The 25453-nt window shown below is 70.8% G+C and carries 23 protein-coding genes; 16 read left to right on the forward strand and 7 right to left on the reverse strand.

Annotated features, from left to right (window positions below; translation table 11 throughout):
• Nucleotides 1–3 precede the first annotated feature (3 nt).
• Genes ABN611_RS11635 through ABN611_RS11650 form a run of 4 tightly spaced genes read left to right on the forward strand, consistent with a single transcriptional unit; the run spans nt 4 to nt 5236 of the window.
• Entirely contained in the window at nt 4–1911 is a 1908-nt protein-coding gene (locus tag ABN611_RS11635; protein ID WP_350279844.1) for a biotin carboxylase N-terminal domain-containing protein, read from the forward strand.
• Nucleotides 1908–3065: an acyl-CoA dehydrogenase family protein gene (locus tag ABN611_RS11640; RefSeq protein ID WP_350279845.1), complete on the forward strand. Its 1158-nt coding sequence runs from the start codon at nt 1908–1910 to the stop codon at nt 3063–3065. Before ABN611_RS11635 ends, ABN611_RS11640 begins: the two co-directional genes overlap by 4 nt.
• A gap of 10 nt (nt 3066–3075) precedes the next feature.
• Nucleotides 3076–4632 carry an AMP-binding protein gene (locus ABN611_RS11645; protein ID WP_350279846.1) on the forward strand — a complete coding sequence of 519 codons (1557 nt, stop codon included), beginning with the start codon at nt 3076–3078 and terminating at the stop codon, nt 4630–4632.
• A complete protein-coding gene (locus ABN611_RS11650; RefSeq protein ID WP_350279847.1) occupies nt 4625–5236 on the forward strand; it encodes a TetR/AcrR family transcriptional regulator in 612 nt (203 codons plus the stop codon). The genes ABN611_RS11645 and ABN611_RS11650 overlap by 8 nt, the downstream gene beginning before the upstream one ends.
• Here ABN611_RS11650 and ABN611_RS11655 read toward each other — a convergent pair.
• Nucleotides 5209–5958, reverse strand: coding sequence for a helix-turn-helix transcriptional regulator (locus ABN611_RS11655; protein ID WP_350279848.1), 750 nt, complete (start codon nt 5956–5958; stop codon nt 5209–5211). The two genes, ABN611_RS11650 and ABN611_RS11655, sit on opposite strands and share 28 nt — an antisense overlap.
• 55 nt (nt 5959–6013) lie before the next feature.
• Here ABN611_RS11655 and ABN611_RS11660 point away from each other — a divergent pair, with 55 nt between their 5' ends.
• Entirely contained in the window at nt 6014–7138 is a 1125-nt protein-coding gene (locus tag ABN611_RS11660) for an MFS transporter (protein ID WP_350279849.1), read from the forward strand.
• Here ABN611_RS11660 and ABN611_RS11665 read toward each other — a convergent pair whose 3' ends face one another.
• Both ABN611_RS11665 and ABN611_RS11670 read right to left on the reverse strand, forming a co-directional pair.
• On the reverse strand, nt 7139–7306 hold the full coding sequence (locus ABN611_RS11665) for a hypothetical protein (RefSeq protein ID WP_350279850.1): 168 nt from the start codon (nt 7304–7306) through the stop codon (nt 7139–7141). It lies immediately after the preceding gene.
• A 61-nt stretch (nt 7307–7367) separates the two neighbouring features.
• Complete coding sequence (locus tag ABN611_RS11670) at nt 7368–9590, reverse strand: NACHT domain-containing protein (RefSeq protein WP_350281629.1); 2223 nt, start codon at nt 9588–9590, stop codon at nt 7368–7370.
• Nucleotides 9591–9718: 128 nt separating this feature from the next.
• Here ABN611_RS11670 and ABN611_RS11675 point away from each other — a divergent pair, with 128 nt between their 5' ends.
• Nucleotides 9719–11164 (forward strand): MDR family MFS transporter, encoded by a 1446-nt coding sequence (locus tag ABN611_RS11675; RefSeq protein ID WP_350279851.1) that lies wholly within the window; start codon nt 9719–9721, stop codon nt 11162–11164.
• Between the two features lie 58 nt (nt 11165–11222).
• Complete coding sequence (locus tag ABN611_RS11680; protein ID WP_350279852.1) at nt 11223–12665, forward strand: GNAT family N-acetyltransferase; 1443 nt, start codon at nt 11223–11225, stop codon at nt 12663–12665.
• On the opposite strand, the gene ABN611_RS11685 is transcribed toward ABN611_RS11680, so the two are convergent.
• Nucleotides 12662–13090 carry a MarR family winged helix-turn-helix transcriptional regulator gene (locus tag ABN611_RS11685; protein ID WP_350279853.1) on the reverse strand — a complete coding sequence of 143 codons (429 nt, stop codon included), beginning with the start codon at nt 13088–13090 and terminating at the stop codon, nt 12662–12664. The genes ABN611_RS11680 and ABN611_RS11685 overlap by 4 nt on opposite strands.
• Before the next feature lie 28 nt (nt 13091–13118).
• Here ABN611_RS11685 and ABN611_RS11690 point away from each other — a divergent pair, with 28 nt between their 5' ends.
• Complete coding sequence (locus tag ABN611_RS11690) at nt 13119–13511, forward strand: MarR family transcriptional regulator (RefSeq protein WP_350279854.1); 393 nt, start codon at nt 13119–13121, stop codon at nt 13509–13511.
• Nucleotides 13512–13891: 380 nt separating this feature from the next.
• Here the strand turns inward: ABN611_RS11690 and ABN611_RS11695 are convergent, their stop codons facing one another.
• Nucleotides 13892–14065, reverse strand: a complete 174-nt coding sequence (locus tag ABN611_RS11695; protein WP_165546409.1) for a hypothetical protein — start codon at nt 14063–14065, stop codon at nt 13892–13894.
• A 229-nt stretch (nt 14066–14294) separates the two neighbouring features.
• Between ABN611_RS11695 and ABN611_RS11700 the strand changes: the two genes are divergently transcribed.
• From ABN611_RS11700 to ABN611_RS11720, 5 genes are all read left to right on the forward strand, one after another.
• Nucleotides 14295–15590 carry an XRE family transcriptional regulator gene (locus ABN611_RS11700; protein ID WP_350279855.1) on the forward strand — a complete coding sequence of 432 codons (1296 nt, stop codon included), beginning with the start codon at nt 14295–14297 and terminating at the stop codon, nt 15588–15590.
• Between the two features lie 9 nt (nt 15591–15599).
• The gene (locus ABN611_RS11705; RefSeq protein ID WP_350279856.1) at nt 15600–16148 is read left to right on the forward strand and encodes a GNAT family protein; all 549 of its coding nucleotides are present in this window, start codon (nt 15600–15602) and stop codon (nt 16146–16148) included.
• Nucleotides 16149–16181: 33 nt separating this feature from the next.
• Nucleotides 16182–17852 carry a PHP domain-containing protein gene (locus ABN611_RS11710; RefSeq protein WP_350279857.1) on the forward strand — a complete coding sequence of 557 codons (1671 nt, stop codon included), beginning with the start codon at nt 16182–16184 and terminating at the stop codon, nt 17850–17852.
• Nucleotides 17853–17885: 33 nt separating this feature from the next.
• Entirely contained in the window at nt 17886–18779 is an 894-nt protein-coding gene (locus ABN611_RS11715) for an oxygenase MpaB family protein (RefSeq protein WP_350279858.1), read from the forward strand.
• Nucleotides 18780–18853: 74 nt separating this feature from the next.
• Nucleotides 18854–19999, forward strand: coding sequence for an ROK family transcriptional regulator (locus tag ABN611_RS11720; protein ID WP_350279859.1), 1146 nt, complete (start codon nt 18854–18856; stop codon nt 19997–19999).
• Nucleotides 20000–20023: 24 nt separating this feature from the next.
• On the opposite strand, the gene ABN611_RS11725 is transcribed toward ABN611_RS11720, so the two are convergent.
• A complete protein-coding gene (locus tag ABN611_RS11725) occupies nt 20024–20620 on the reverse strand; it encodes a ParA family protein (RefSeq protein ID WP_350279860.1) in 597 nt (198 codons plus the stop codon).
• A 262-nt stretch (nt 20621–20882) separates the two neighbouring features.
• On the opposite strand from ABN611_RS11725, the gene ABN611_RS11730 reads away from it, so the two are divergent.
• On the forward strand, nt 20883–21404 hold the full coding sequence (locus ABN611_RS11730) for an RNA polymerase sigma factor (RefSeq protein ID WP_350279861.1): 522 nt from the start codon (nt 20883–20885) through the stop codon (nt 21402–21404).
• Nucleotides 21401–21724 carry a hypothetical protein gene (locus ABN611_RS11735; protein WP_350279862.1) on the forward strand — a complete coding sequence of 108 codons (324 nt, stop codon included), beginning with the start codon at nt 21401–21403 and terminating at the stop codon, nt 21722–21724. Before ABN611_RS11730 ends, ABN611_RS11735 begins: the two co-directional genes overlap by 4 nt.
• Here the strand turns inward: ABN611_RS11735 and ABN611_RS11740 are convergent.
• Complete coding sequence (locus ABN611_RS11740) at nt 21721–22581, reverse strand: NAD(P)-binding domain-containing protein (protein ID WP_350279863.1); 861 nt, start codon at nt 22579–22581, stop codon at nt 21721–21723. The two genes, ABN611_RS11735 and ABN611_RS11740, sit on opposite strands and share 4 nt — an antisense overlap.
• A 41-nt stretch (nt 22582–22622) precedes the next feature.
• Here ABN611_RS11740 and ABN611_RS11745 point away from each other — a divergent pair, with 41 nt between their 5' ends.
• Entirely contained in the window at nt 22623–25451 is a 2829-nt protein-coding gene (locus ABN611_RS11745) for a BTAD domain-containing putative transcriptional regulator (RefSeq protein ID WP_350279864.1), read from the forward strand.
• The last annotated feature ends 2 nt before the right edge of the window (nt 25452–25453 follow it).

Genomic DNA, 25453 nt, shown 5'->3' on the forward strand with positions numbered 1-25453 from the left:
CAGATGATCTCTTCGGTACTCGTGGCAAACCGGGGCGAGATCGCCCGGCGGATCTTCCGTACTGCGCGCTCCCTCGGGCTGGGGACGGTCGCGGTGTACTCGACGGCTGACGCGCGGATGCCGTTCGTCGACGAGGCCGACGCGGCGGTGCAGCTGGTGGGGAACACGCCTGCGGAGACGTATCTGCGAGGCGAGCTGATCGTCGAGGCGGCGGTGCGGGCGGGGGCGGACGCCGTGCATCCGGGGTACGGGTTCCTGTCCGAGAACGCGGCGTTCGCGCAGGCGGTGATCGACGCGGGACTGACCTGGGTCGGGCCGCCGGTGGACGCGATCTCGTCGATGGGTTCGAAGATCGAGGCGAAGAAGCTGATGGCAGCGGCCGGGGTGCCGGTGCTGGCCGAGCTGACGCCGGCGGAGGTGTCCGCCGCCGACCTGCCGGTGCTGGTGAAGGCGTCGGCCGGTGGTGGCGGGCGCGGGATGCGGGTGGTGTCGCGGCTGGAGGATCTTGCCGCGGAGATCGACGCGGCGTCGGCGGAGGCGTTGTCGGCGTTCGGGGACGGGACGGTGTTCTGCGAGCGGTACCTCGCGACCGGGCGGCACATCGAGGTGCAGGTGATGGCCGACCAGCACGGGACGATCTGGGCCGTCGGCGAACGCGAGTGCTCGATCCAGCGCCGCCACCAGAAGGTCGTCGAGGAGGCGCCGTCGCCGCTGGTCGAACGGCTTCCGGGGATGCGGCCGCAGCTGTTCGAGGCCGCGCGCACAGCGGCCGCGGCGATCGGCTATGTCGGCGCCGGCACGGTCGAGTTCCTCGCCGACGAGTCCGGAAACTTCTACTTCCTCGAGATGAACACCCGCCTCCAGGTAGAGCACCCGGTCACCGAAGAGACCACCGGCCTCGACCTGGTCGAACTCCAGCTCATCGTCGCCGCGGGCGAGCGCCTCCCAGCCGAGCCACCGCCGACACGCGGGCATGCGATCGAGGTACGGCTGTACGCCGAGAACCCGCAGAACGACTGGCAACCGCAGACAGGAACCCTCCACCGCTTCACCCTGGAGCAGGGCGTGCGGGTGGATTCCGGGGTGGAGGACGGGTCCGAGGTTTCGGCGTACTACGACGCGATGTTGGCGAAGGTGATTGCGTCCGGGCCGAATCGGGCGCTGGTTGCGCGCAGGCTGGCCGGGGTGTTGCGGCGGGCGGTGATTCATGGGGTCGGGACCAACCGGGAGTTGCTTGCGTGGGTGCTGCGGCATCCGGCGTTTCTTGCGGGCGACACAGATACAGCGTTCTTCGAGAAGCACGGGCTCGGGCCGGAGGTCGACGAGTCGGTGGTGCGGGTCTCGGCCCTGGCGGCCGCGCTCGCGGATGCCGCCGCGCGGCAGGTGCGTACGCCGGTGCGGGTTCCGAGTGGGTGGCGGAATCTGGCTTCGCAGCCGCAGCGGAAGGGTTACCGGGTTGGCGACGCGGTGTACGAGGTCGAGTATCGACTGACGCGCGACGGGTTGGTTGTTGAGGGCAACGTTGTGCTCGTGGACGGTGGGCCGGAGCGGGTCGTGCTGGAGGTCGACGGCGTACGGCGGACGTTCGACGTGGCGGCGTACGACGGGCTCGTGTGTGTGGACTCGGCGCTCGGGAGTGTGAGTCTCACGCCGGTCGAGCGGTTCGTGGATCCGGCGCATCAAATCGCCGCGGGATCGTTGGTGGCTCCGATGCCGGGCACCGTGATCCGCGTCGGCGTCGGCGTCGGTGACGTGGTGAAGCAAGGGCAGCCGCTGCTCTGGCTGGAGGCGATGAAGATGGAGCACACGATCGCGTCCCCGGCGGACGGCATCGTCAGCGAACTCGCGGTCGCAGCAGGTCAACAGGTCGAGGTCGGCGCCGTACTGGCCGTGGTCGGGGAGGAAGCATGAACTTCGTGGAGTCCGAGGAACGGCGCGAACTGCGCAAGGTCGTCGCCGAACTGGGCCGCAAGTACGGCTACCAGTGGTTCAACCAGCAGGCGCGCACCGGCGGCTACACCACCGAGTTGTGGCTGGAGGCGGGCAAGCTCGGCTACCTCGGCGTGAACCTCCCCGAGCAGTACGGCGGCGGAGGCGGCGGCATGGCCGACCTGTCGATCGTGCTGGAGGAGCTCGGCGCCGCCGGCTGCCCGCTGCTGATGATGGTCGTGTCCCCGTCGATCTGCGGCACCGTGATCTCGCGCTTCGGCACCGACGACCAGAAGCAGCGCTGGCTGCCCGGCCTCGCCGACGGCACGACGATCATGGCGTTCGCAATCACCGAACCGGACGCCGGCTCGAACTCGCACCAGATCACCACCACCGCCCGCCGTACCGACGACGGCTGGTCGCTCACCGGCCGCAAGGTCTTCATCTCCGGACTCGACGTCGCGAAGGCGGTCCTGGTCGTCGGCCGCACCGAAGACGCCCGCACCGGCAAGCTCAAGCCGGCGCTGTTCATCGTCCCGACCGACGCACCCGGTGTGGAGTTCCAGCAGATCGAGATGGACCTGATCAGCCCGGACAAGCAGTACAACCTGTTCCTGGACGACGTACAGCTCCCGCGGGAGGCGCTCGTCGGCTCCGAGGACGCCGCGCTCATGCAGTTGTTCGCCGGCCTGAACCCCGAACGGATCATGGCGTCCGCGTTCGCCCTCGGCATCGCGCGGCACGCGCTCGACAAGGCGACGGCGTACGTCAAGGAACGCCAGGTCTGGAAGCACCCGATCGGCGCCCACCAGGGCATCGCGCACCCGCTGGCGCAGGTCAAGATCGAGCTCGAACTGGCCCGCCTGATGATGCAGAAGGCCGCGGCCCTGTACGACGCCGGCGAGGACCTCGCGGCGGGCGAGGCCGCGAACATGGCGAAGTACGCCGCCGGAGAGGTCGCCGTACGGGCCACCGATCAGGCCGTGCAATCGCTCGGCGGCAACGGTATGACGGTCGAGTACGGCGTCGCGTCGCTCGTCGCCGCGGCCCGCGCCACCCGGATCGCGCCGGTCAGCCGGGAGATGATCCTGAACTTCGTCGCACAGCACAGTCTCGGGTTGCCGAAGTCTTACTAAGGAGTGGGCCATGATCGTCACCAGCGAATTCCCGCCCGTCGAGGTGCTCGACGTACCGATCCACGAGGCTGTGCTCGGCAGAGCCCAGGAGTACGGCGACCGCCCGGCGATGGTCGACGGCGTCACCGGTAAGGAGCTCAGCTACGCGCAGCTCGACCACCTGACCCGCCGGGTCGCGGCCGGTCTCTCGGAGCTCGGCATCCGGCACGGCGACGTCATCGCGCTCTACAGCCCGAACACGATCCTCTACCCGGTGGTGTTCTACGGCGCGACGCGCGCCGGCGCGACCGTGACCACGGTGAACGCGCTCTACACCGCGGACGAGCTGCACAAGCAACTGCTCGACTCGAAGGCGAAGTTGCTGGTGACGATTTCGCTGTTCGTGCCGGTCGCGGCCGCGGCGGTCGACGGCACCGACGTCGAGCAGATCTTCGTCTGCGACCAGGCCGAGGGCTACCGCTCGATCCAGGAGCTGTTCGCGTCCACCGCTCCGGAGCCGTCGGTGACGATCGATCCGGCTGTGGACGTCGCGGTGCTGCCCTACTCGAGCGGGACCACCGGCGCGGCGAAGGGCGTGATGCTGACGCATCGCAACATCGCCACGAACATCTCGCAGGCCGAGGTGATGATCCGGCTCGGCGAGGACGAGCGGATCATCGCGATCCTGCCGTTCTTCCACATCTACGGGCTGTCGGTGTTGATAAACCTGCCGCTGCGGCTCGGCGCGACGGTCGTCGTACTGCCGAAATTCGACCTGCAGCAGTTCCTGACCACGCTGGACGAGCAGCGGATCACGCGCGCGTTCGTGGCGCCGCCGGTGGTGCTGGCGCTGGCGAAGCACCCGGCCGTCGACGGCGTGGACCTGTCCGCGCTCAAGTACGTGACGTCGGCCGCGGCGCCCCTGGACGGCGAGCTGGCCGAGGCGTGCGCGAAGCGGCTCGGGTTGCACGCCGTACTGCAGGCCTACGGGATGACGGAGCTGTCGCCGGGTACGCACGCCGTACCGCAGGACGACCCGGAGCCGCCGCCGGGCGCGGTCGGCAAGCTGTTCCCGTCGACCGAGCTCCGATTGGTCGGTGCCGACGGCAACGATGCGGAGGAGGGTGAGATCTGGATCCGCGGGCCGCAGGTGATGAAGGGATACCTCGGCCGGCCGGCGGAGACCGACGCGACGATCGACGCCGACGGGTGGCTGCACACCGGCGACATCGGGCGGATGGACGCACGCGGCTACCTGTACGTGATCGACCGGGTGAAGGAGCTGATCAAGTACCACGGCTATCAGGTGCCGCCCGCGGAACTGGAGGCCGTGCTGCTCACCGACGACCGGATCGCGGACGCGGCCGTCATCGGGGTCGACGCGGACGGCAACGAAGTACCGAAGGCGTTCGTGGTGCCGATGCCCGGTGTGACGCTGACGGCCGAGGACGTGATCGAGTACGTCGCCGCGCGCGTGGCGCCGTACAAGAAGATCCGGCAGGTGGAGTTCATCGAGGCGGTGCCGAAGGCGGCGTCCGGGAAGATCCTGCGGCGCGAGTTGCGGGCCCGCGAGGCCGCGCGTGAGTGAGGCCCTGAAGGCGCCTCAACAGGACCGCAGCCGCGCGACCCGGCAGCGGTTGCTGGAGGCGGCGGTCGAGTCGCTGGCCGAGGTCGGGTACGCCGCGACGACGGTTTCGGTCGTCGCGGCGCGGGCCGGGGTGTCGCGGGGTGCGGCGCAGCACCACTTCCCGACCCGGGCCGACCTGTTCGCGGCAGCTGTCGAGTACATGACCGAGGTACGGCTGGCGGAGATCCGCGCCCAGGCTGCCCGGTTGCCGAGTGGTGCCGGGCGGACCGAGGCGATCGTCGGGATGCTGGCCGACGTGTACACCGGCCCGCTGTTCCGCGCGGCCCTGCACCTGTGGGTGGCCGCGTCGACGGAAGAGCCGTTGCGGCAGCAGATCGTGCGGCTGGAGGCACATGTAGGGCGGCAAGCGCACAGGGCGTTGCTGGAAGTGCTCGAGGTCAGCGAGCGGACGCCTGGGGTGCGGGAGACCGTGCAGGGTGTGCTGGACATGGCCCGTGGGCTGGGGCTTGCTGACCTGCTGACGGACGACAGTGCGCGGCGGCGAGGCATCGTCCGCCAGTGGAGCCGGATCCTCGATCAAGCCCTGCGCGATCCGGGCGTATGACCGAACACCCGCCGGAAGGTGTCGATGAACGCACTGGTCGACGCCCAGCCGGTCTGGTGCGCCACCCTGGTCACCGACTCGCCGCCTGCGAGTAGGCGGAGCGCATGGTGCAGTCTGAGCTGCGTGCGCCACTGCGGGAAGGTCATGCCCAGGTCGGCCTTGCACAGCCGGCTCAAGGTCCGCTCACTCGCACCGACCACCCGGCCGAGCTCTGTCAGCGTTCTGTTGTCCGCCGGGTCCTCTCGTAGGAGGTCACACACTGCAGCGAGCCGTGGGTCCTGCGCCGTCGGGAGATAGGTAGGACGCTGTGGCGATCGCCGCAACTGGTCCAGAAGCACGCCGCGCAGCCGCAGCCGCTCCGCCTCGCCGGCAGGGCTGGTCGGGTCTTCTTCACCGGCGGACGTGTAGGTGAGGATGAGCTCTCGCAGGAGGGGGCTGACGACAAGGGCTGACGGAGCGTCCAGGCCAAGCGGATTCTCAGCGAGGCCGACCGTGTGCAACACGGACTCGCCGTACGCGCGGTGCTCGTGGACCGTGCCGGCCGGTACCCAGATTGCGAGGGTGCCCGGGGCGACCCAACTGCCGGCGTCGGTGGTGACCGACAGCACGCCGCGCCCGGCGTAGACGATCTGATGCCGGTCGTGCCAGTGCGGGTCGATGCCGCCGCCTGCCTGGATGGCGCGGCGGCCGGTGTTCGCGGGACGTTGGCGGATTTCCGGCATCAGTTGGCATTTTATCGGAAGCCGGACAGGCGGCACCCGGGCGACGATCGCCGGTGTGCGGAGACTTCGACCGATCGGACTGATGGCGACGGGCCACGCGTGCGTGGACGTGTACCAGGGCTGTGTTCCCGCGCTCGTTCCGTTCCTCGTCGCCGAGCGCGGCCTCGGGTACGTCGCGGTGTCGGGCATCACGCTGGCGGCGACGCTGCTGTCGTCGGTGGTGCAGCCGGTGTTCGGCGTACTGACCGATCGGCGCCCGCTGACCTGGCTGATCCCGGTCGCGATGACCACTGCGGGCCTCGGCATCGCACTGGTCGGCGTCGGTGAGCAGTACTGGCTGACCTGGCTGGCGGCGGCGCTGTCCGGGCTGGGCGTCGCGGCGTACCACCCGGAAGCGGCGCGGATGGCGCGGCTGGTGAGCGGCGGCAGTCACGTCGGGATGAGCTGGTTCTCCGTCGGCGGGAACGTCGGCTTCGCGCTGGCACCCGTACTCGTGACGCCGCTGATCGCTGCCGGCGGGCTGGCGCTGACGCCGGTGCTCGTCGTACCGGCACTGCTCGGCGCCGCGATCACCTCGTGGGCGATCCGCTCACGCGTCGCCGGTGCCGTCGTCCGCACTCATAGTGCGGGCACCGACGACTGGCCGTCGTTCCTGCGGTTGTCGGTGATCATGGTCTGCCGGTCGATCGTGTTCGTCGGCCTCGGTACCTTCATCGCCCTGTACGCCGGGCAGCGCGTCGGCGGCGGCACGACGACAGGCGGGATCGCCCTCTTCGTGCTGTTCGCGGCCGGCGCGCTCGGCACGCTCCTCGGCGGCCGGCTCGCCACCCGGTACGGCCGGGTCCGCACACTGCGGACGTCGTACGCCGTCGCGGTCCCTGCGATCGCCTGTCTGGTGTTCGTGCCGGGCCCGGCGTTCTTCGGCTTCCTCGCGGTGACGGCGGTCGCGATGTCGGTGCCGTTCTCGCTGCACGTGACGCTCGGCCAGGACTTCCTGCCGGGCCGCGTCGGTACGGCGGGCGGGATGACGCTCGGGCTCGCGGTCAGCATCGGTGGGATCGCCACACCGGTGCTCGGCACGATCGCGGAGCACACGTCGCTGCGCATCGCGCTGAGCACGTTGATCGCGCTGGCGCTGTGCAGCAGCCTGATCGGCTACGCGCTCAGGGAACCTGCCTGACTACCACTCGAGCTTGCGGTAGGAGGCATCCAGCTCGCGCACCTCGGCGGAGGCGTGCACGGTGACGCCGTCCTGTGGTGCGATGTGCTTGCGCAGCAGCTCGACCGTGGCCTCCGTCAGCCGGGCCTTCGTTTCCTCGGTCCGGCCGGGCAGGAGCCCGACGGACACGTTCACCAGCGCATGCGCCTCGTCCGCGCTGTCGACGTACCCGTACGCCGAGAGGCAGACCCTAACCGGCCGCGCGCTGCGCGATCCGGCGTTCCACTTTCGCCGCGAGCTCGTCCGGCGTGCACTCGGCGAGGTGGTCGCGTACCAGTAGGTGGATGAACGCGTACTCGCTGTGGCCGGTGCGAGCGAGCACGTAGCGGTCGGCGGCGTACTGCAGGAAGGCACGGCGCCGCCAGGGCAGGTAGCCGGTCCAGTGCAGCAGCAGGTCGTGCAGCCACCGGGAGAGCGGGCCGGCGAGGACAGGTGGTCGTCGGCGCCACGCCTTCGCCGCTACTGCACCCACCACGATTCCGGCGACCGCCTCCAGTTGCGGCGTTGCCAGGTCCGCGCCCAGAACCAGGGCGGCCAGAAACGCCACCACCGCACCGCCTGCGACGCACACGTCCATCCGCCAGGTGCCGCCGACGTCGGTCGCCGGCAGGTGATCGGTCGGCAGCGACTTGACCATACGGATGCCCTGGGCAACCAGCAGCCCGATCGCGACCCCGGACGCGAACGGAATGCCGTCCCCGAGACTCAGCACGACCCAACTCGCCGCGACAACTGCTGCCAGCCGGACGCCGAGCAGTAGCCGCCGGCGGTTGTCGTGGAACACGAGCAGCTCGACGCAGTACGCACCAGCGACCAGTGCGGCTTCGATGGCGATGGCGAGCTTGGCGGTCAGCAACTCGACCAGTCCCAGCGCCGCCCCGGTCACGGCGACAGTCACTGCTGTCCCTATCAGAGCGATCAGCGCGAAGAGCAGTCCACGGTCGGAGCCGTGACCTGCGAGCTTCTGCCATGGGTGCGGCAGGATGTGGACGAGCAGCAGTACGGCACCCGCCACGGCCAGCCCGGCAAGTGCGCCGTACTGCGCCAGCATCATCAGCGTCGCGCCCGCACTGAGTGCCGCGAAGAACGCCGGCAGACAGACCTCATGTGTCAGCGAGTCGACCTCACGGAGCGACAACCCGTACCAGCCGTCCGGCGCCACCCAGCGCGGTACTGCGGTGCGGTCGCCGGCACGGCTGCGGGTCCACCAGGCCAGACACCACAGGCGGCGTACTGCGGTCTTGGCGTCGTACTGCCTGTTGGTCTTGCGGTTGCGGGCGAGGACCTCGCTGATGAAGGTGTCGAAGAGTTCCCGGCGTACGTCGGCGACTCCACCGGCGGTGACGTCCTCCGGTGCGCGGCCCTGGTACGCCAGGGTCATCACGTTGAGCATCAGCGGCGAGCTGACCAGCTCCCACAGCTCGTCGTCCTGCTCGATCGCCGCGCGCGCACCGTCGAGTGCAGAACCGACAGTGGCGAAGTAGTCGAGGACCTGCTGTCTCGTGAGCGGTCTGATGTGCACAGCACCGAACAGGCTGAGCTGGCGAGGCAGGCGCTCGTAGTCGTGCGTCCGGCACGTCACTGCGAGCTGGCCGACCTGGTAGTTGTGGCGGAGCTCCTTGAGGACCGGCTCGAGCTTGGCACGGTGCGGCTCGTCGATTTCGTCGAGTCCGTCGAGGAGCAACGCCAGCTGGCCGTGCTGTAACCAGGTGCGTCCGACACCGGGCGGAATGCCGTAGCGATCGCTCAGCTCGTACGAGAGCCACCTGACGAAGCCGGCGAGCAGGGCACTGTCGTTCGGGTCGTCGTCGTTGCGGTGCGACGACTGCGCGGTCCAGCCGGCCAGGTCGACCACTACCGGGATGGGCGCTTGCTGGTCGGCATGTGCTTGTGCGGCGAGCCGCCGGGCCAGGTCCAGCAGCAGCGTCGTCTTGCCGGCGCCTGGTGCGCCGAGGATCAGCATGCTGTCCTCGAGCTCGTCGAAGACCCTGTCGATGTCCTCGTTCGGAATCCGCCGCGGCGCGCTGTCGATCGGCTGCACGAAAAGCTCGAACGGACGGACCGCATCCGGCTGCCCGTCGAGCGCCAGCGCGATCCGGGTCCGCGAGGCGAGCGAACCGGCGCGGCGTTCGGACAGGTACCGGTCGATGCGGTCGAGCGCGTTGCGGCGGTTGCGCGGCTGCTCGGCGCTGCGGTGCGAGAGCCGCGGGCGGCGGCGGTTGCGCACCTCGAGCAGCGCGGTCGCGATCACCAGGACCCACAGCACCCCGATCAGCGGCCACACCCAGTCGACGTACGGCGCCAGGAACGCGGGCGCCGTACCGCCGGTTCCAACGTTGATCGCGATCGGGAGGAGTACCAGCGTGAGCGACAGCGACACCACGAGCACGGCGCCGTTCACGAAAGACCGCATCCTCACCCCCGGAGAGTAACGGGCCGTGAGCCCACCGTCCCGCTCGCTCGGCCGGGCGTGGGTCGGCGTCCGGCAGGCGGTCCGTGGTTGGGGGAATGGCGGCCGGCTCACATACATTGGATTCCGATATGACTAGTCAGCGGATCGCCAGGTCGTCGGACGTCGGACTGCGATCGGAGCGCGGGCCGATCCTGCTCGCGGTGATGCTGAGCGTCGGGCTGGTCGCGATCGACGCGACGATCCTCGCCACGGCCGTACCGTCGGTGGTCGCGGACCTCGGCGGGTTCACGCAGTTCCCCTGGCTGTTCTCGATCTACCTGCTGGCACAGGCGGTGTCGGTGCCGATCTACGGCAAGCTCGCCGACCAGCGCGGGCGGAAGCCGATCATGCTGCTCGGCGTCGGGCTGTTCGTGCTCGGGTCGGTGCTCTGCGGGCTGGCCTGGAGCATGCCGGCGCTGATCGCGTTCCGGCTGATCCAGGGGCTCGGCGCGGGCGCGATCCAGCCGATCGGGATGACGATCGTCGGCGACATCTACACGGTCGCCGAGCGGGCCAAGGTGCAGGGCTACATCGCCAGTGTCTGGGGCATCTCGTCGTTCGTCGGACCGGCCCTTGGCGGCGTGTTCTCGGACTTCATCTCGTGGCGGTGGATCTTCTTCGTGAACATCCCGCTCGGGGTCGCCGCCGCCTGGGTGCTGGTCCGCCGGTTCGAGGAGAAGGTCGCGGACGAGACCGGGCACCGGATCGACTACGCCGGCGCGATCCTGCTCGCGGTCGGCGGTTCGCTGCTGCTGCTCGGGCTGCTCGAGGGCGGCGTGATGTGGGACTGGGACTCGCCGGCGAGCATCGCGATCCTGGCCGCGGCCGTCGTACTGCTGGTGGCGTTCGTCCTGGTCGAACGACGGGCCGCCGAGCCGATCCTGCCGCTGTGGGTGCTCGGGCACCGGGTGCTGAACTCCGCGAACTCGGCCGCGCTGCTGATCGGGCTCCTGATGATCGGCCTGTCGACGTACGTGCCGCTGTTCGCCCAGAGCGTCCTCGGTACGTCGGCCCTGGTGGCGGGCTTTGCCCTGGCCGCGATGACACTCGGCTGGCCGATCGCGGCGTCGTTCGCGGGCCGGATCTACCTGCGCGTGGGCTTCCGGACGACGATGCTGATGGGCGCGCTGATCGTGGTCGCCGGGTCCGTCCTGCTGCTCACGGTCCGGGGCTCGGTACTGCATCTCGCGGCCGCCTGCTTCGTGATCGGCATCGGGCTCGGCTTCTCCGCGTCGCCGTCGGTCGTCGCCGCCCAGTCGTCGGTGGACTGGCAGACGCGAGGCGTGGTGACCGGCGCGAACATGTTCGCGCGTTCCGTCGGCAGCGCGGTCGGCGTCGCGGTCTTCGGCGCGGTCGCGAACGGCGTGGTCGCCGCGCGTCTGGGCGACGACCACGCAGACCTGGAAAAGGTCCCCGCCAACGTCCTGTCCCCCGCCATCCACGATGTGTACTACGGCGCCGCCGCAGCCGCCCTCCTCCTGGTCCTAGCCGTCCTCTTCATGCCCAACCGCATCAAGGAACGCCCACTCCGGTAGGTATCGGAGTACTTGAGCCGGAGGTGGTGAGCTCGGGTTGGCTGGCTAGGTTGGGGGCATGCGTGCGGTCGACTGTGTGGGTGCACTGATTCGGGACGAGCAGCATCGCGTTTATCTGCAGCGGCGTACGGCGGACCGGCGCCTGTTGCCGGGGATCTGGGACATCGTCGGCGGGCATCTGGAGCCGGGGGAGACGGCTGAGGAGGCGTTGGCGCGGGAGGTCGAGGAGGAGACGGGGTGGAAGGTCCGCGACGTCGTCTGGACGGTCGCGGACTGGGAATGGGAGTGGCAGGGGCGGGTACGGCGGGAGGTCGACTACCTGGTCACCGTCGACGGGGACCTCGCGCGGCCGCGGCTCGAGGCGGGTAAGCACGACCTGTCCGCGTGGGCCGGGCCTGAGGACCTCGACCTGTTGATGGTCAACCGGACCGACGGCGACCGGCGCCTGCGGGACCTGGTGGCGCACGCGGTCCGGACCCGGTTCACCGAGCATCTCCGCCTCGAGCCGATCACCGGACCGAACGGGGTCCTGCCCGGACATGCGGCGGACCTCCAGCGCGTGTTCGCCGACCCGTGGGTCGCCCGCTGGTACGACGGCACGCTGTCAGCGGACCAGGCGGCGCAGCAGGTCGCGGCGCACCAGGCCGGCTGGGAACGCGACGGAGCCGGCAAGTGGATCGCCTACGACCGCACCACCGGAACGCTCGTCGGCCGCGGCGGCCTGTCCCGGATCCCCGTCGGTACGCCGACCGCGGAGGCGATCGCCGAGCTCGTCGGCCCGGAGTGGGCAGCAGACCGTCTCGAACTCGGCTGGGCGCTCGTCGAGTCGGCCCGCGGCCGCGGGCTGGCGACTGAACTCGGGCGCGCCGGGCTGGACTACGCATTCGGCACGCTGCGTGCCTCGTCGGTGATCGCGTTCACCGAGCAGGTCAACAGCGCGTCGCAGGCCGTGATGAAGCGGCTCGGGATGCAGTACGCCGGAGAGATCCGCGCGGAGGGCTGGGCGCCGGGCGTGGCCGACGTACAGCCGGACGCGCCGTTCGCGGTGTACGTCGCGAACCACTCGGTACGGCGACGCGAGGTCGACGAGGTCGCGGACGCCGCGGTGCGGTGGGCCGAGGGGCGGCCGGACGTGCGCGGGATCGCGATGGCGGGTTCCTGGGCGCGGGACGCGGCGCGGATGACGTCGGACGTCGACCTGATCGTGCTGACCGACTCGCCGTCGACGTACCTCGAGAGCGACGACTGGCTCGGGGCCTTCGGCGCGGTGGCCGTCGTACGTCGGGAGCAGTGGGGGCCGCAGGTGCGCGAAGTACGGATCCAGCGGGCGTCCGGGCTGGAGGTCGAGGTGGACATCACCGCGACCGCGTGGGCCGCGACCGACCCGGTCGATCCGGGGACGCGCCGGGTGGTGACCGACGGCGTGCGGGTGCTCTACGACCCGGACCGGCTGCTCGCGGGCCTGGTGCGCGCCTGCGGCGGACCTGAAGCGGACATCTAGCGGTCCAAGGCGGTCAGGAAGCGGGTCAGGAGGTCCGCGAAAGCCCGGCGCTCGGCCGGTGTCCACCCGTCCATGGCCGCGGCGAAACGCTCGCGGCGGTAGTTGTGGACAACCTCCAGCTGGGCGCGGCCGGCTGCGGTCAGGACGAGGTTCGTACGGCGGCCGTCCGCTTGGTCGGCCTCGCGGCGGACGAGGCCGGCGCTCACTGCGGCGGCGACGAGCTTGCTGGCGCGTGGCTGGTCGACGCCGAGGGCGGTGGCGACGCCGCTGACACCAAGCGGTTCCGGTGCGGCCTCGAGTGCGTCGAGGACCTCCTGGACCGGGTCAGGTCCACCGGCCTCGACGGCGAAGGTACGGCGGGTCTGCCGCCGCCGGATCGCGACCATCGCCGCCTCGACCGCGGCGACCGGATCACCCTTGTCCATGCCCAACTCCAACTATATGCTCATTGACATGTATATGTCGGATGACAACAAGCCTATCGGCTGGTGGCTCAAGGAGGTCGACCGCCGGCTGGAGGCGTCGTTCGAACGGCTGCTCGCCGACGACGGGCTGACGCGCCGGCAATGGCAAGCGCTGAACGTGGCGGCACGCCAGACGCCGATCGCGGCTGCCCTCGCACCCTTCCTGAGCGGGGATACCGCGGAGCTCGCGGCGGTCGTCGACCCGTTGGTCGAGCGCGGCTGGCTGGCCGGCGACAAACTCACGGCGGACGGTGAGCGGGCGCTGCAGGCGTTGACCACGAAGGTCCAGGCCCAGCGCCGCGGCGTCACCCGTGGCATCACCGAGGACGAGTACCAGGCGACGGTCGACGTACTGCGCCGAATGGCGGCCAACCTGGCCTGAGAACGTCGGGAGGCTCCGAGTGTGACCGCCCAGGCGCGGCGGTCACACTCGGAGCCGGCCACCTCATGGGGGAGGTTCCCGGTGAGGTGTCGGGAGCCTCCGGTGTCCTACCGCCCAGGACACTCGGCCCAGCCTGGCCCGAGGTGTCGGCCAGGAGGTGGTTGGAACGGCTGGGCGGCGGCGATACAGGGAGATCAGCCGCCAGGCCCAGCCGGGTCGGTGGGCGGTGCGGTCCGGAGCTGAGGAGTGCTCCGGACCGCACCTCGGGTTTCGTCCGGAGCTGAGGAGGGCTCCGGACCTTCCAACGCTGCCCCTGGACGTGAGGAGACCCCAGGGAGCAGCTCACCGGGCCTGAGGAGGACCCGGAAGCATGCGGTGTTTCAGTCGGTCGGGTCGAGCGGGCCGAGCAGGTCGTTGGTGACCTTGAGACCGGCGAAACGGCGCCGCATCGCCTGTTCGTAGCGGGCTGCCAGCGGCGCCTCCGCGACGTACTGCGCGATCACGTGCTCGCCGAACCAGACCCGAACCCGGCGCCGGTGCTGTCTCGACGTCATTTCCGCGATGGTCACTACCTCTCACCCCGTAACTCTCAGGCCTTGCAACCAGTTGGACTTACTGGTTGTCATGGCAGTAATGGTGCACGAGCCCAACGTGACCGCTCTAGGACCTGGACCGGACCTTTGCCGGACCTCTTCCGGTCCTCTTGCGGACATCTGGGGGACCGCACCTTGTCGTGAGGCATCAGTCGAGACAACGTCTGAACTGACGTGAACGGGAGGAACGATGGCGGGTAGGTACGCGCCAAAGACGGTCCTGGCGCACCTGATCCAGCGCCGGAACCAGACCTACTCCGAGATCGTCGCCGAGTTCGTCGAGCTGGGTGGAACCATCACCGAGCGGCACCTGCGTCGCCTCGCATCGGGCGAGCGCGCGGGGACCACTCCTCAGACCCGGCGCACCCTGCAACGCATGTTCGGCAAGCCGGTCGAGGAGCTCCTCGCGCCGTACGTCGCCGAGCAGGCCGCCCAGGTGGTGCCGGCACCTGCCGCGAGTGGACGGATCACGACAGGTAATGAGATGGAGGTTCTCGACATGGCTGCCAGCCGAGCGAGGGCGTTTGCCCTCGCGGCCCAGTCCGGTCTCGGAAGCGAGGCCATGGAACAGGTGTACGACGACGTCCGCCACGCCGCCCAGGCGTACCCGCAGCGTCCACTGCCGGAAATCCTCGGCCAGCTGGTCGAGACGCAGGACCTCGTGTTCGGTCTGCTGGAGAGCCGGCAGCGCCCGGAGCACCACCGCCAGCTGTACTTCCTGGCCGGCGTGACCGGCGGCCTGCTCGCGAAGGCCTCCCACGACCTCGGCAACCCGCACGCCGCGCTCACCCAGGCGCGGACGGCGTTCCTGTGCGCCGACAACGCCGACCACCACGGCCTGCGCGCCTGGGTGCGCGGCCTGCAGTCGCTGGTCTCCTACTGGGCCGGCAACCCGCACGACTCGGTCCGGTACGCGCAGCTCGGTGCCGGCTACGCCGAGCAGGCGAACAGCACCACCAGCGTCTGGCTTCCGGTCAGCGAGGCCCGCGCCTGGGCCGCGCTCGGCAACCCCGAGGCCACCCGGGCCGCGCTGGAGCGCGCCGAAGAGGCGTGGAACTCGGTCCGCAACGACGACCTCGACGACATGGGCGGCCTGTGCACCTTCGGCCGCAACCGGCAGCTGTACTACGCCGCCGACGCGCTGGCCTGGCTCCCCGGAGAGGTCGAGCAGGCGCAGCGGTACTCGAGCCAGGCGGTCGACGCCTACACCGACCAGAACCACCCGGAGTGGGCCTTCGGCGACGCCGCCGGCAGCCACGCCGCGATGGCCATCACCCGGATCGCGAGCGGTGAGCTGGACGGCGCGGCGGACGCGCTGGCCCCGGTGCTGACGCTGCCGACCGAGCGCCGGATCAACGGTGTCGTGCACTCCGCGCGCCGGGTCCACCAGGCGCTGCGGCAGTCCGGTCGCGCCGACGACGCCCGTGAGCTCCAGGAGGAGATCGAGACCTTCACGCGGACTCCGATGCAGACCTACCCCAGGTAACCTGCGCGGATGGAGCTCAGCGGACAGCTGACAGTACTGCGGGAATTCCGGACCTCCGACCTCGACGACTACCTCGCCATCGCCGGCGACGACCGGGTGACGACCTGGATGGCCTTCGACAGCTACGACCGCGCGAAGGCCGAGCAGAACCTGTCCGGCATCGTCGCGCGGTCGGCGCGCGACGACCGGCCCGACTACATGCTCGCGGTCACCCGGCCGGACGAGGACCGGGTGATCGGCTTCGCCCGGATCGCGCCGAGCGGGCCCTGGGCCGCGAAGCTCGGCTACGCGATCGGCGCCGACCACTGGGGCCGCGGGTACGCGACGGACGCGGCCCGGGCACTGCTGCGGTTCGCGTTCGGCACCCTCGAGCGGCACCGGGTGACCGCCGCGATCGGCCCCGAGAACGAGGCCTCGATCGCAGTCGTCAAGCGCCTCGGCTTCACCTACGAGGGGCACCTGCGCGACCACGTCTTCACCAACGGCAACTGGCGCGACTCGGTGCTCTACTCCCTCCTCGAAGACGAATATTCACCGGCAGGTCACTCCGGGCCTTGATCCGGTTTGTCAGGACCAGCAAAGTTGCCGCTCATGGTGACGCAACAGGTACCGGAGTGGGCCGATCCGCAGGTTCCGGAGGACGCACTGGATCCGCAAGGGGTGTCGCGGCGCACCCTGATCCGCGGCGCCGGGCTGCTCGGCGCAGGCTTCGCGGCAGCCGCCGCGACCACCCAGCAGGCAGCGGCGAGCACCGAGCAGCAGGCAGCGGCGGGTACGGCAGGCAGTGATCCGGAGCTGGTGTACCTGGTGGGCGACCACCACGTGCACAGCCGGTACAGCCACGACGCGAAGTACGACTTCAGCCAGCTCGCGCAGCGCGGAGCGCAGTACGGCCTGGACTGGATGGCGTTCACCGAGCACAGCAACGTCGGCCACGCGGACAAGGGCGCCGCGGCCGAGCACACCGAAGTACTGAAGGCGCGCGCGGAGAACCCGCGGATGCTGATCTTCCAGGGGCTGGAGTGGTACATCCCGGCGGCCGAGCACGGCACCCTGCTGGTTGCTCCCGGCCCGAACGACGTCGCGCTGCTCCAGCAGTTCGAGCGGGCGTACGACGGCAAGCTGACGAGCCGCTCCGCCGACACCCCGGACAACGAGCAGCACGCGGTCAAGGCCTTGCAGTGGCTGGCCGCGCAGAAGCAGGCCGGGTACGTCGACGACGTCCTGGTGCTCGCCAACCACCCGCTGCGGCTCGGTATCGACGCGCCGCACGAGCTGCGGGCCTGGCGGGACTCCGGGGTCTGCATCGGTATGGAAGGTGCGCCCGGCGCGCAGGGCGACGCCGACCCGGCCTGGGTCGCGTACCGCGGGGCGACGCGGGCGCAGCGCGGGGAGTACGTCAACGCACCAGGCACCGGCAGCTACGCCGGCTACCCCGCTGACGCGTACCGGACGTACGGCGGCTTCGACTGGGCCACTGCGACGGTCGGCGGGCTCTGGGACAGCATGCTGGCCGAGGGCCGGCTCTTCTCGATCACCTCCAACAGCGACAACCACCGGACCATCTGGGACACCTGGAAGGACGGCGAGTTCCCGGCGGGGCAGAACTTCGACAGCCTCGGCTGGAAGCCCTCGCCGACCGACTCCGGCGTACCGCAGCCCGGCAGCGACTACTGGCCAGGCCAGTTCAGCCGGACGCACGTCGGTGTCACCAGGTACGGGTACCTCGAGGTGATGGCCGCGCTGCGGGCCGGACGCGTCTGGGTCGACCACGGGCAGTTGGTGGACGGCATCGACGTACGGCTGGCACCAGTGGGTGCTGCGCAGCGCGGCGTGACGCTCGGTGGGCGGCTGCGCGTCCACAGGTCCCAGCGGCTCGAGCTGCGGGTCACCGTGACCAGCGCGACGCGGCCGAACTACCACGGCCTGCTGCCGAAGCTGGCACACGTCGACGTCATCCGCGGCGCAGTCACCGGCCCTGTCGCCGACCGCGACAGCTGGAAGGCCCCCGACACCCGGGTGGTCGAGCAGGTCGACGTACGGCGGAAGTCCGGGACGTACGAGCTCAGCATCCCGCTGGGGCGGGCGGAGCGGTCACACTACGTGCGCGTCCGCGGCAGCGACGGCCGGCGGAACGGGCCCGGCTACCTGGGCAGCCGGATCGACCCGGCGGGCCCGGTCCGGCACCCGGACAACGACGGCGACCCGTGGCTGGACACCTGGCTGTACACGAACCCGATCTTCGTGGACGTGCACGGGTGATCGAGGGCTTGGAGTGGCGGGCAGACTGGTGGCATGGCCGCCACCATCCTGTCCGACCAGCTGAACCCGTTGCGGGACAGCCTGGCGCGGATGATCCTGACGAAGGTCGCGGGCCCGGATCCGCACGCTGAGCGCGGGCGGGTGCACGACACCCCCGGGCCGCGCTGGTTCGCGCCGGACCGGCCGATCCGGCGGGTGCACGGTGACGCGTCGATGTTCGCCGGGGGACTGCGGGCGTTGTTGCTGCAGTCGCTGCACCCGCTGGCGATGGCTGCGGTGGCGGCGCACTCCGGGTACCGGGGCGACCCGTGGGGACGGCTGCGGCGGACCAGCTACTTCCTGGCGATCACGACGTACGGCGCGATTCCGGACGCCGAGGAGGCGATCGCACACGTCAGGGCGGTGCACGAGCGCGTTCGCGGGACCAGTCCGGACGGGGTGAAGTACCGGGCGTCGGACCCGCACCTGCTGAAGTGGGTGCACGTGGCGGAGGTGGACAGCTTCCTCGCCGCACACCAGCGGTACGGCGCGCACCCGCTGAACGCCGAGGAGCAGGACGAGTACGTCGCGGACGCCGCGCTGGTGGCGGGCAAGATCGGGGTGATCGACCCACCCACCACGGTCGCTGAGGTGCAGCAGCTACTGCGGGACTACCAGCCGGAGCTCCGCGGTACGCCGGAAGCGCGTCAGGCGGCAAGGTTCATGCTGGTGCATCCGCCGGTGCCGTGGGCCGCCAGGCCCGCGTACGGCGTGCTGACTGCCGCTGCGGTCGGGCTGCTGCCGTGGTGGACCAGGCTGCCCCTGCGGCTTCCGTACCTCCCGCTGGCGGAGCGGACCGTCGTACGAGCGGCCGGCGAGGGGCTCACCAGGACGATCCGCTGGGCCTTGGCGTCGCCAACATTGGCGGAAACCGGCGCGGAGACATGACGCGCTTGTAGGTTGTTCTCGTGCCGCTGCGTCCACATCGTCCGCTCCCCCTGGCTACGCCGGCGGGAGTCGAGGTGCTGACCAGGATCCTGACCCAGGGCCCGATCCCGCGGGTGGAGATCGCGCGGCGCACCGGGCTGTCCCAGGCGGCCGTGACGAAGGCGGTCGCGCCGCTGATCGAGACCGGGTTCGTGACCGACCAGGCGCCGCCGGCCGACGGCGACAGCCAGGTCGGCATCGGGCGGCCGGTCAGCCCGCTGACCGTCGTACCGAGCAGCGTCTCGGTGATCGGGGTCAAGGTGACACCCACCGGCCTGATCGGGGTCGCCACGGACTTCACCGCCGGGATCCTCGAGGTCCGGCACGACCCGCTGGACGGCACCGACCCGGACCTGGTGATCGAGCGGCTCGCCGACCACGTGAAGGCGCTGATCGCCGCACTGAAGTCCGGTGCCGCGGTGGCCGGCCCGATCGCCGGGATCGGGGTCGCGGTGTCCGGGGACGTCGACGCCGCGCACGGCCTCGTCCGCGACTCGCCGCTGATGGGCTGGCGTGGGGTCCCGGTCGCGGAGCTGCTCGGCAAGCGGGTCCGGCTGCCGATCGTGGTGTCGAACGACGTCCGGGCGCTGACCGTCGCCGAGCACTGGTTCGGGGTCGGCGTGGACGCGGACTCGTTCGCCGTGGTGACCATCGGCTCCGGCATCGGCTGCGGGCTGTACATCAACGGCGAGGTGGTCTCCGGCGCGTACGGCGTCTCGGGCGAGCTCGGCCATCTGCCGCTCGCGCCGGGCGACCTGGTCTGCACCTGCGGCCGGCGGGGCTGCGTGGAGACCGTCGCGTCGTCGGACGCGATCCTGGCACGGACGCGGGAGACGACCGGGCGGGCGGACCTGGACCTGGACGGCGCGGTCGACCTGGCGCACGAGGGCAACAAGCACGCGCGGGAGGCGTTCGACCGGGCAGGGGAGGTGATCGGGTCCGCGCTGGCCGCGATGGTGAACCTGGTCGGGCCCGAGCTGGTGGTGATCGCGGGCGAGGGCGTCGCGGAGTACGACCTGTACGAGGAGCGGATGCGCCGGGCCTTCGCGGAGCACGCGTTCGGCGCGGCCGGCGACTGCCGCCTGATGCTCCGCTCCCACACCTTCGACGACTGGGCCCGCGGCGCCGCCGCCACCGTGCTCCGCTCCTACGTCCGCGGCGAACCGCCACTGTCCCGTTGAGAGCGGAGCATCCGGCGTTCGCGGTCAGCTGCGGGCGGCGGCGAGGATCTTGCGCCAGACCTTCTTGTAGGACTCGAGGCCGTCGGCGGCGAGCGGGCCGGTGGGGCCGGCGGTGATCGACACCCGCTCGGGGATCGTGCCCCAGACCGGGATGTTCTCCGCGGCGTACTGCTGCATGGCTTCCTGGTACGACCGCGTGTAGGTCCGCGCCGAGCAGATCACCAGGCCCACCGGGACGTGATCGGGCACCAGCTCGAGCACCGCCTTCACCCGGGGCGTCTCGACCCCGCCGACCCGCGTCGGCAGGATCACGATCCGGGCCCGTTCCAGTGCCTTGTTCAGCATCCGCTCGTGGGACGGCGGCATGTCGACGATGCCGATCCCCTCCGGCGGGACCTTGTCCACCGCCTTGCTCAGCAGCCGCTCGGTCGGCGCCTCCGCGATCTCGATCCTGCTCAGGTGGTCGTCCTCGGACTCCGCGATCCAGTCCGCGGCGCTACCCTGCGGATCGGCGTCGATCAGAGTGGCTGTGCGACGGTTGGAAGATGCCAGCGCGGCCAAGTACACCGACGTGGTTGTCTTACCGACCCCGCCCTTCAGTGCAGCTGTCACGATGATCATGAGAGTGAACTTACCCGCTTCGGGGCCGTTACCGGCGTGTCGTCGGCGTTGCTCGCTGTCCGCCGTGATAGTTGCCCCCGGCCCACGTGTACAAGCTCAAGCCCACTTCAGCGTGAATCCTTTCGGCCGGCCGACGGCTCTTACCCGTGTCAGCACCGTCCGACGAAGGAGCTCACCATGACCGTCACCCTGACCATCGCGGCGATCGTCGCGGTCCTGCTGCTCGGCACCTGCAGCGTGGTCGTCGTCCGCCGGAGGAGCCGTGGCTGACCTCGACGGACAGCTGATCCGCGCCGCCCGGCACGGCGACGTCGAAGCGATCAGCACGCTGGTCGCCGACTCGCACCCGACCGTACGGCGGTTCGCGCGGACGCTGTGCGCCACCCCGCAGGACGCGGAGGACGCCGCCCAGGAGGCGCTGATCATCCTCTACCGCAAGATCGGCATGCTCCGCGCGACGGGTGCGCTGACGTCGTGGATGTTCCGCATCGTCCGCAACGAGTGCCTCCGGCGCGCCCGCGCCGTCCTGCGCGACCTGCCGATCGAGCCGGAGCCGGCCCCGTCCGCGGAGGACGAGGCCCTGCGGCAACTGGAGGCGCAGGCGGTCGCCGCGGCGATCGCGCGACTGCCTGCCGACCAGCGCAGCGTCCTGGTGCTCCGCGACATCCAGGGCTACAGCGGCCCGATGGTCGCCAAGGCCCTCGGCCTCACCGTCCCCGCGATGAAGTCCCGCCTGCACCGCGCCCGAACCACCGTCCGCGAATCCCTCGGAGCCCCCAGATGACCTCCCCAGCCACCACCTCCCCCCACCCGACCCCAACCCACACGACCGCGCCCCGCACGGCCCCGCCCCGGGTGAGCTTCGCCAGCGCGTCGTTGCCCCGGCACCTCGTCCGCGGCGCCGTCGGCTTCGGCAGCCTGATCGCCGCGGTGGCGCTGATCCCGGTCGTCGGCCCCCTCAGCCTGCTCCTGCTACCGGTCGCCCTGCTCGCCTTCCGCGGCTGCCCGACCTGCTGGATCGTCGGCCTGCTCGAGACCATCTCGCGCGGCAAACTCCACCGCGACTGCACAGACGGCGCGTGCAAACTGACCACAGCGGGCTAGCTGGACTTCCGAATCATCTCGACCAGCGCGGTCAGACCGTCAGCGCCGTACCCCGCCTGGTCGGCGCGGGCGAACAGCTCCGACATCGCGCCCGGCACCGTCACGTCGAGCCCGGCCTCGCTGAAGGCCTGTACGACGTGCTCCGCACCGACGGCCTGCATGTGGAGGTTGTTCTGCGCACCGGGGTACTCGCCCGCGTCGATCTCCGCGGTGACGATCCGGAGGAAGCCCATCGGCCCGTCCGCGGCCAGGTCGGTGAGCAACGTCGCGACGTACGGGCGGAGAGCTTCGGCGTTGCCGATCAGCGACGCGGAGTAGAAGTAGCTGATCAACGTGGTCCAGAAGATGTTCAGCATCGCCTGGTAGTAGAGCATCGCCAGACCCGGGTCGGTGCCGACGTGGTCGACGCGGCCGAGCACCTCGAGCGTCGACCGATGCGCCGCGACCGCCTCTTCGGGACCGGCGTAGAACGTGTACGCGCCCGGCTTGCCGATCCCCGGCGGCGGCACCATGATGCCCCCGGTCACCAGCGTGCCGCCGCGCTCGGCGACCCATGCGCTCGCCTCGCGCAACCGCTCCGGGCTGTCCGAACTCAGGTTGACCAGCACCCGCCCGCCGAGGTCCGCGTCGGCCAGCGAGTCGAACATCGCCGGGTAGTCGACCTGGCTGATCACCACGAGATCGCTGGCGGCCACCGCCTCGGCCGCGGTGGCGGCCTCGCGCGCATCCAGTCCTGCTGCCTTGCCGGGCGTCCGGTTCCAGACGGTGGTCGGATGGCCGGCCGCGGCGAACGTCGCCGCCATCGTCGAGCCCATCGCACCGAGCCCGATCACTGTCACTGCTTCTCGTGAACTCATGCGTTGATGGTCGGAGAACGCGCTACGGGTTTACTACGGGTATGTACTTCGGGGTGCTCGGGCCGCTGCTCGTGCGGACGGACGCCGCCGAGCCGGTCGCCGTACCCGACAAGAAGGTCAGGACGCTGCTGCTCGACCTGCTGGCGAACGCGGGCCGCCCGGTGAGCGCGGACCGGCTGATCGACGACCTGTGGGGTTCGCGGCCACCGCGCAACGCGACCGGCACCCTGCAGGCCCGCATCTCCCAACTGCGCACCGCCCTGGACCGTGCCGAGCCCGGCGCGCGGCGGTTGGTCGAGCACGGCCCGGCCGGCTACACGCTGGCCACGGACGTTGTCGACAGCAAGTTGTTCGAGCAGCACGTGCGGACCGGGCGGCTGCGGGACGCGCTGGCGATGTGGCGCGGTCAGCCGTACGCCGACGTACCGGACCACGAGTTCGCGCGCGCCGATCGGGACCGGCTGGAGAACCTGTACCTGACCGCGATCGAGGAGCTGGCCGACCGCGGCGACGACGTGCTCGAGCAGACGACCGCACTGGTCCAGCAGCGACCACTCGACGAGCGGCTGCACGTCGTCCACCTCAAGGCGCTCTACCGGGCGGGGCGGCAGCACGACGCCCTCCGTGCGTACGCCGTACTGCGTGACGCGCTGGCCGACGAACTAGGCGCCGACCCGGGACCGGAACTGACCGAGCTGCACCAGGCGATCCTCCGCCATGAGCCGTGGCTCTCCGCCACGTCGTCGCGATTGCCGGCGCCCCTGACCGAGCTGATCGGCCGGGAGGACACGCTGGCGGAGGCGCAGGACCAGCTGGCCAGGAACCGCCTGGTGACGCTGGTCGGACCAGGTGGCGTCGGGAAGACCCGCCTCGCGGTAGAGCTCGGCCGCAATCATCCCGCGGACGTCAGCCTGCTGGAGCTCGCGCCGGTACGACAGGACGACGTACTGGATGCCCTGGCCACCGCAGTAGGTCTGCGCGACGAGTCGACCGACCTCCTCCCGCGGCTGCTCGATTCACTGCGCAGTCGGCAGCTACTGCTCATCCTCGACAACTGCGAGCACCTGGACCTCGCAGACCTGGTACGGCGCCTGCTCGCGGCAGCACCGGGTCTACGGGTGCTTGCGACCAGTCGGGAGCCACTCGGCCTGGCAGGTGAGCTGGTGCTCGAGGTCCCGCCGTTGACCACGGAAGCGGCTGTCGAGCTGTTCCAGGCGCGGTCGGGCGTCTCCGACGACGTGACGGCGATCTGCGACCGGCTGGACGGCATCCCGCTCGCACTGGAGCTGGCTGCGACCCGGGTCCGCGCACTGGGCGTCCAGGGGCTCGCAGACCGGCTGGACGACCGCTTCCGGTTGCTGTCCGGCGGCAAGGGCGGTCCGGCACGGCAGCGCACCCTCCGCGCGACAATCGACTGGAGCTGGGACCTGCTGGACCACGACGAGCGCCGGATGCTCCGGAGACTCGCGGTCCACGCAGGTACGTTCTCGCTGGAGGCGGCCGCACAGGTCAGCGAACTGCCCGAGCACCTCGTACTTGCGCTGGTCGACAAGTCGCTGGTGGTGGCGACGTCCGGCCGGTACCGCCTGCTCGAGTCCGTGGCGGCGTACAGCCTGGAGCGGCTGACCGAGGCCGGTGAGGAGGCCGACACGCGGCGCAGGCACACGGCCTACTACGTGGGGCTCGCTCAGCAGGCCGATCTGCACGGCCCTGGTCAGCGGGAGTGGCTGCGGCGGCTCGACCAGGAGGCGGCGAACTTCCGCGTCATCCCGCCGTCGCTGGAGCTGGCGACCGCGCTGGCCTGGTACTGGTACCTGCGCGGCCGCCACGGCGAAGCGCGCCGCTCACTGGCCGCCGCGCTCGCGGTGCCCGGCCAGGACCCGGCACTCCGCGCCCAGGCCACGGTCTGGCTCGCCGGCATGACCGCGACCGATGCCTACGGCACCGATGCCGCGACGGCCGGCGAGGAAGCACTCGAGGCGGCCGGCGACGATCCGCACGCGCTCTGGTTCCTGACCATGACGCGATGGGCGTACGGCGACGCGGCGGTGCTCCTGAAGCGCATCGACCGGGCGATCGCGGCGTTCACCGAGCGGGACGACCGCTGGGGCCTCGCGGCGGCGCTCAGCACCCGGGCGCAACTGCAGATCGTGCACGCGGACCTGGACGCGATGCGGCGGGACAGCCTGCGCAGCCTCGAGCTGTTCGACGAGCTCGACGACGACTGGGGCCGGCTGCAGGCGACGTACACCCTGATCGTGGCCGCCGAGATCAGCGGCGACTACCCGACCGCCACGGCGTACCTGGAGGACGCGATCCGGCGCGCGGAGGACCTCGGGCTGTGGACGGAGGTCTCGTTCCGGACCGCCGGGCTGGGCCGGATCGCGCTGCTGACCGGCGACTACGCGCGCGCCGACGAGCTGCACGAGCGGGCCCGCCGGCTCGCGGTCGAGCAGTCGAACAAGTCCGCCGAGGAGTACGCCGAGGTCGGCCTCGGGCTGTCCGCACGACGCCAGGGCCGCCTCGACGACGCCGAACGGCACTTCACCAAGTGGCTCGACTGGCTCACGCGGATGGACGGCATCCCGGGCATCGCGTTCATCAGCAACCAACTCGGCTTCATCGCCGAACAACGCGGCGACCTCGCCGCCGCCCGCGCCCTCCACGAACGCGGCCACGAAGCAGCCCTCCGCACCGGGGACCCCCGCGCCGTCGCCCTGGCACTGGAGGGCCTGGCCGGCGCGACCGAGAACCCCGCCCGCGCCGCCGACCTCCTGGCCGAAGCCGAAACCCTCCGCCGCAAAACCGGCGTACCACTCCCACCCGCGGAGCAGTACGACGTCGCCCGCATCCGCGCCCGCTGGAGCTAGAC

This window comes from Kribbella sp. HUAS MG21 (assembly GCF_040254265.1).
Classification (GTDB): domain Bacteria; phylum Actinomycetota; class Actinomycetes; order Propionibacteriales; family Kribbellaceae; genus Kribbella.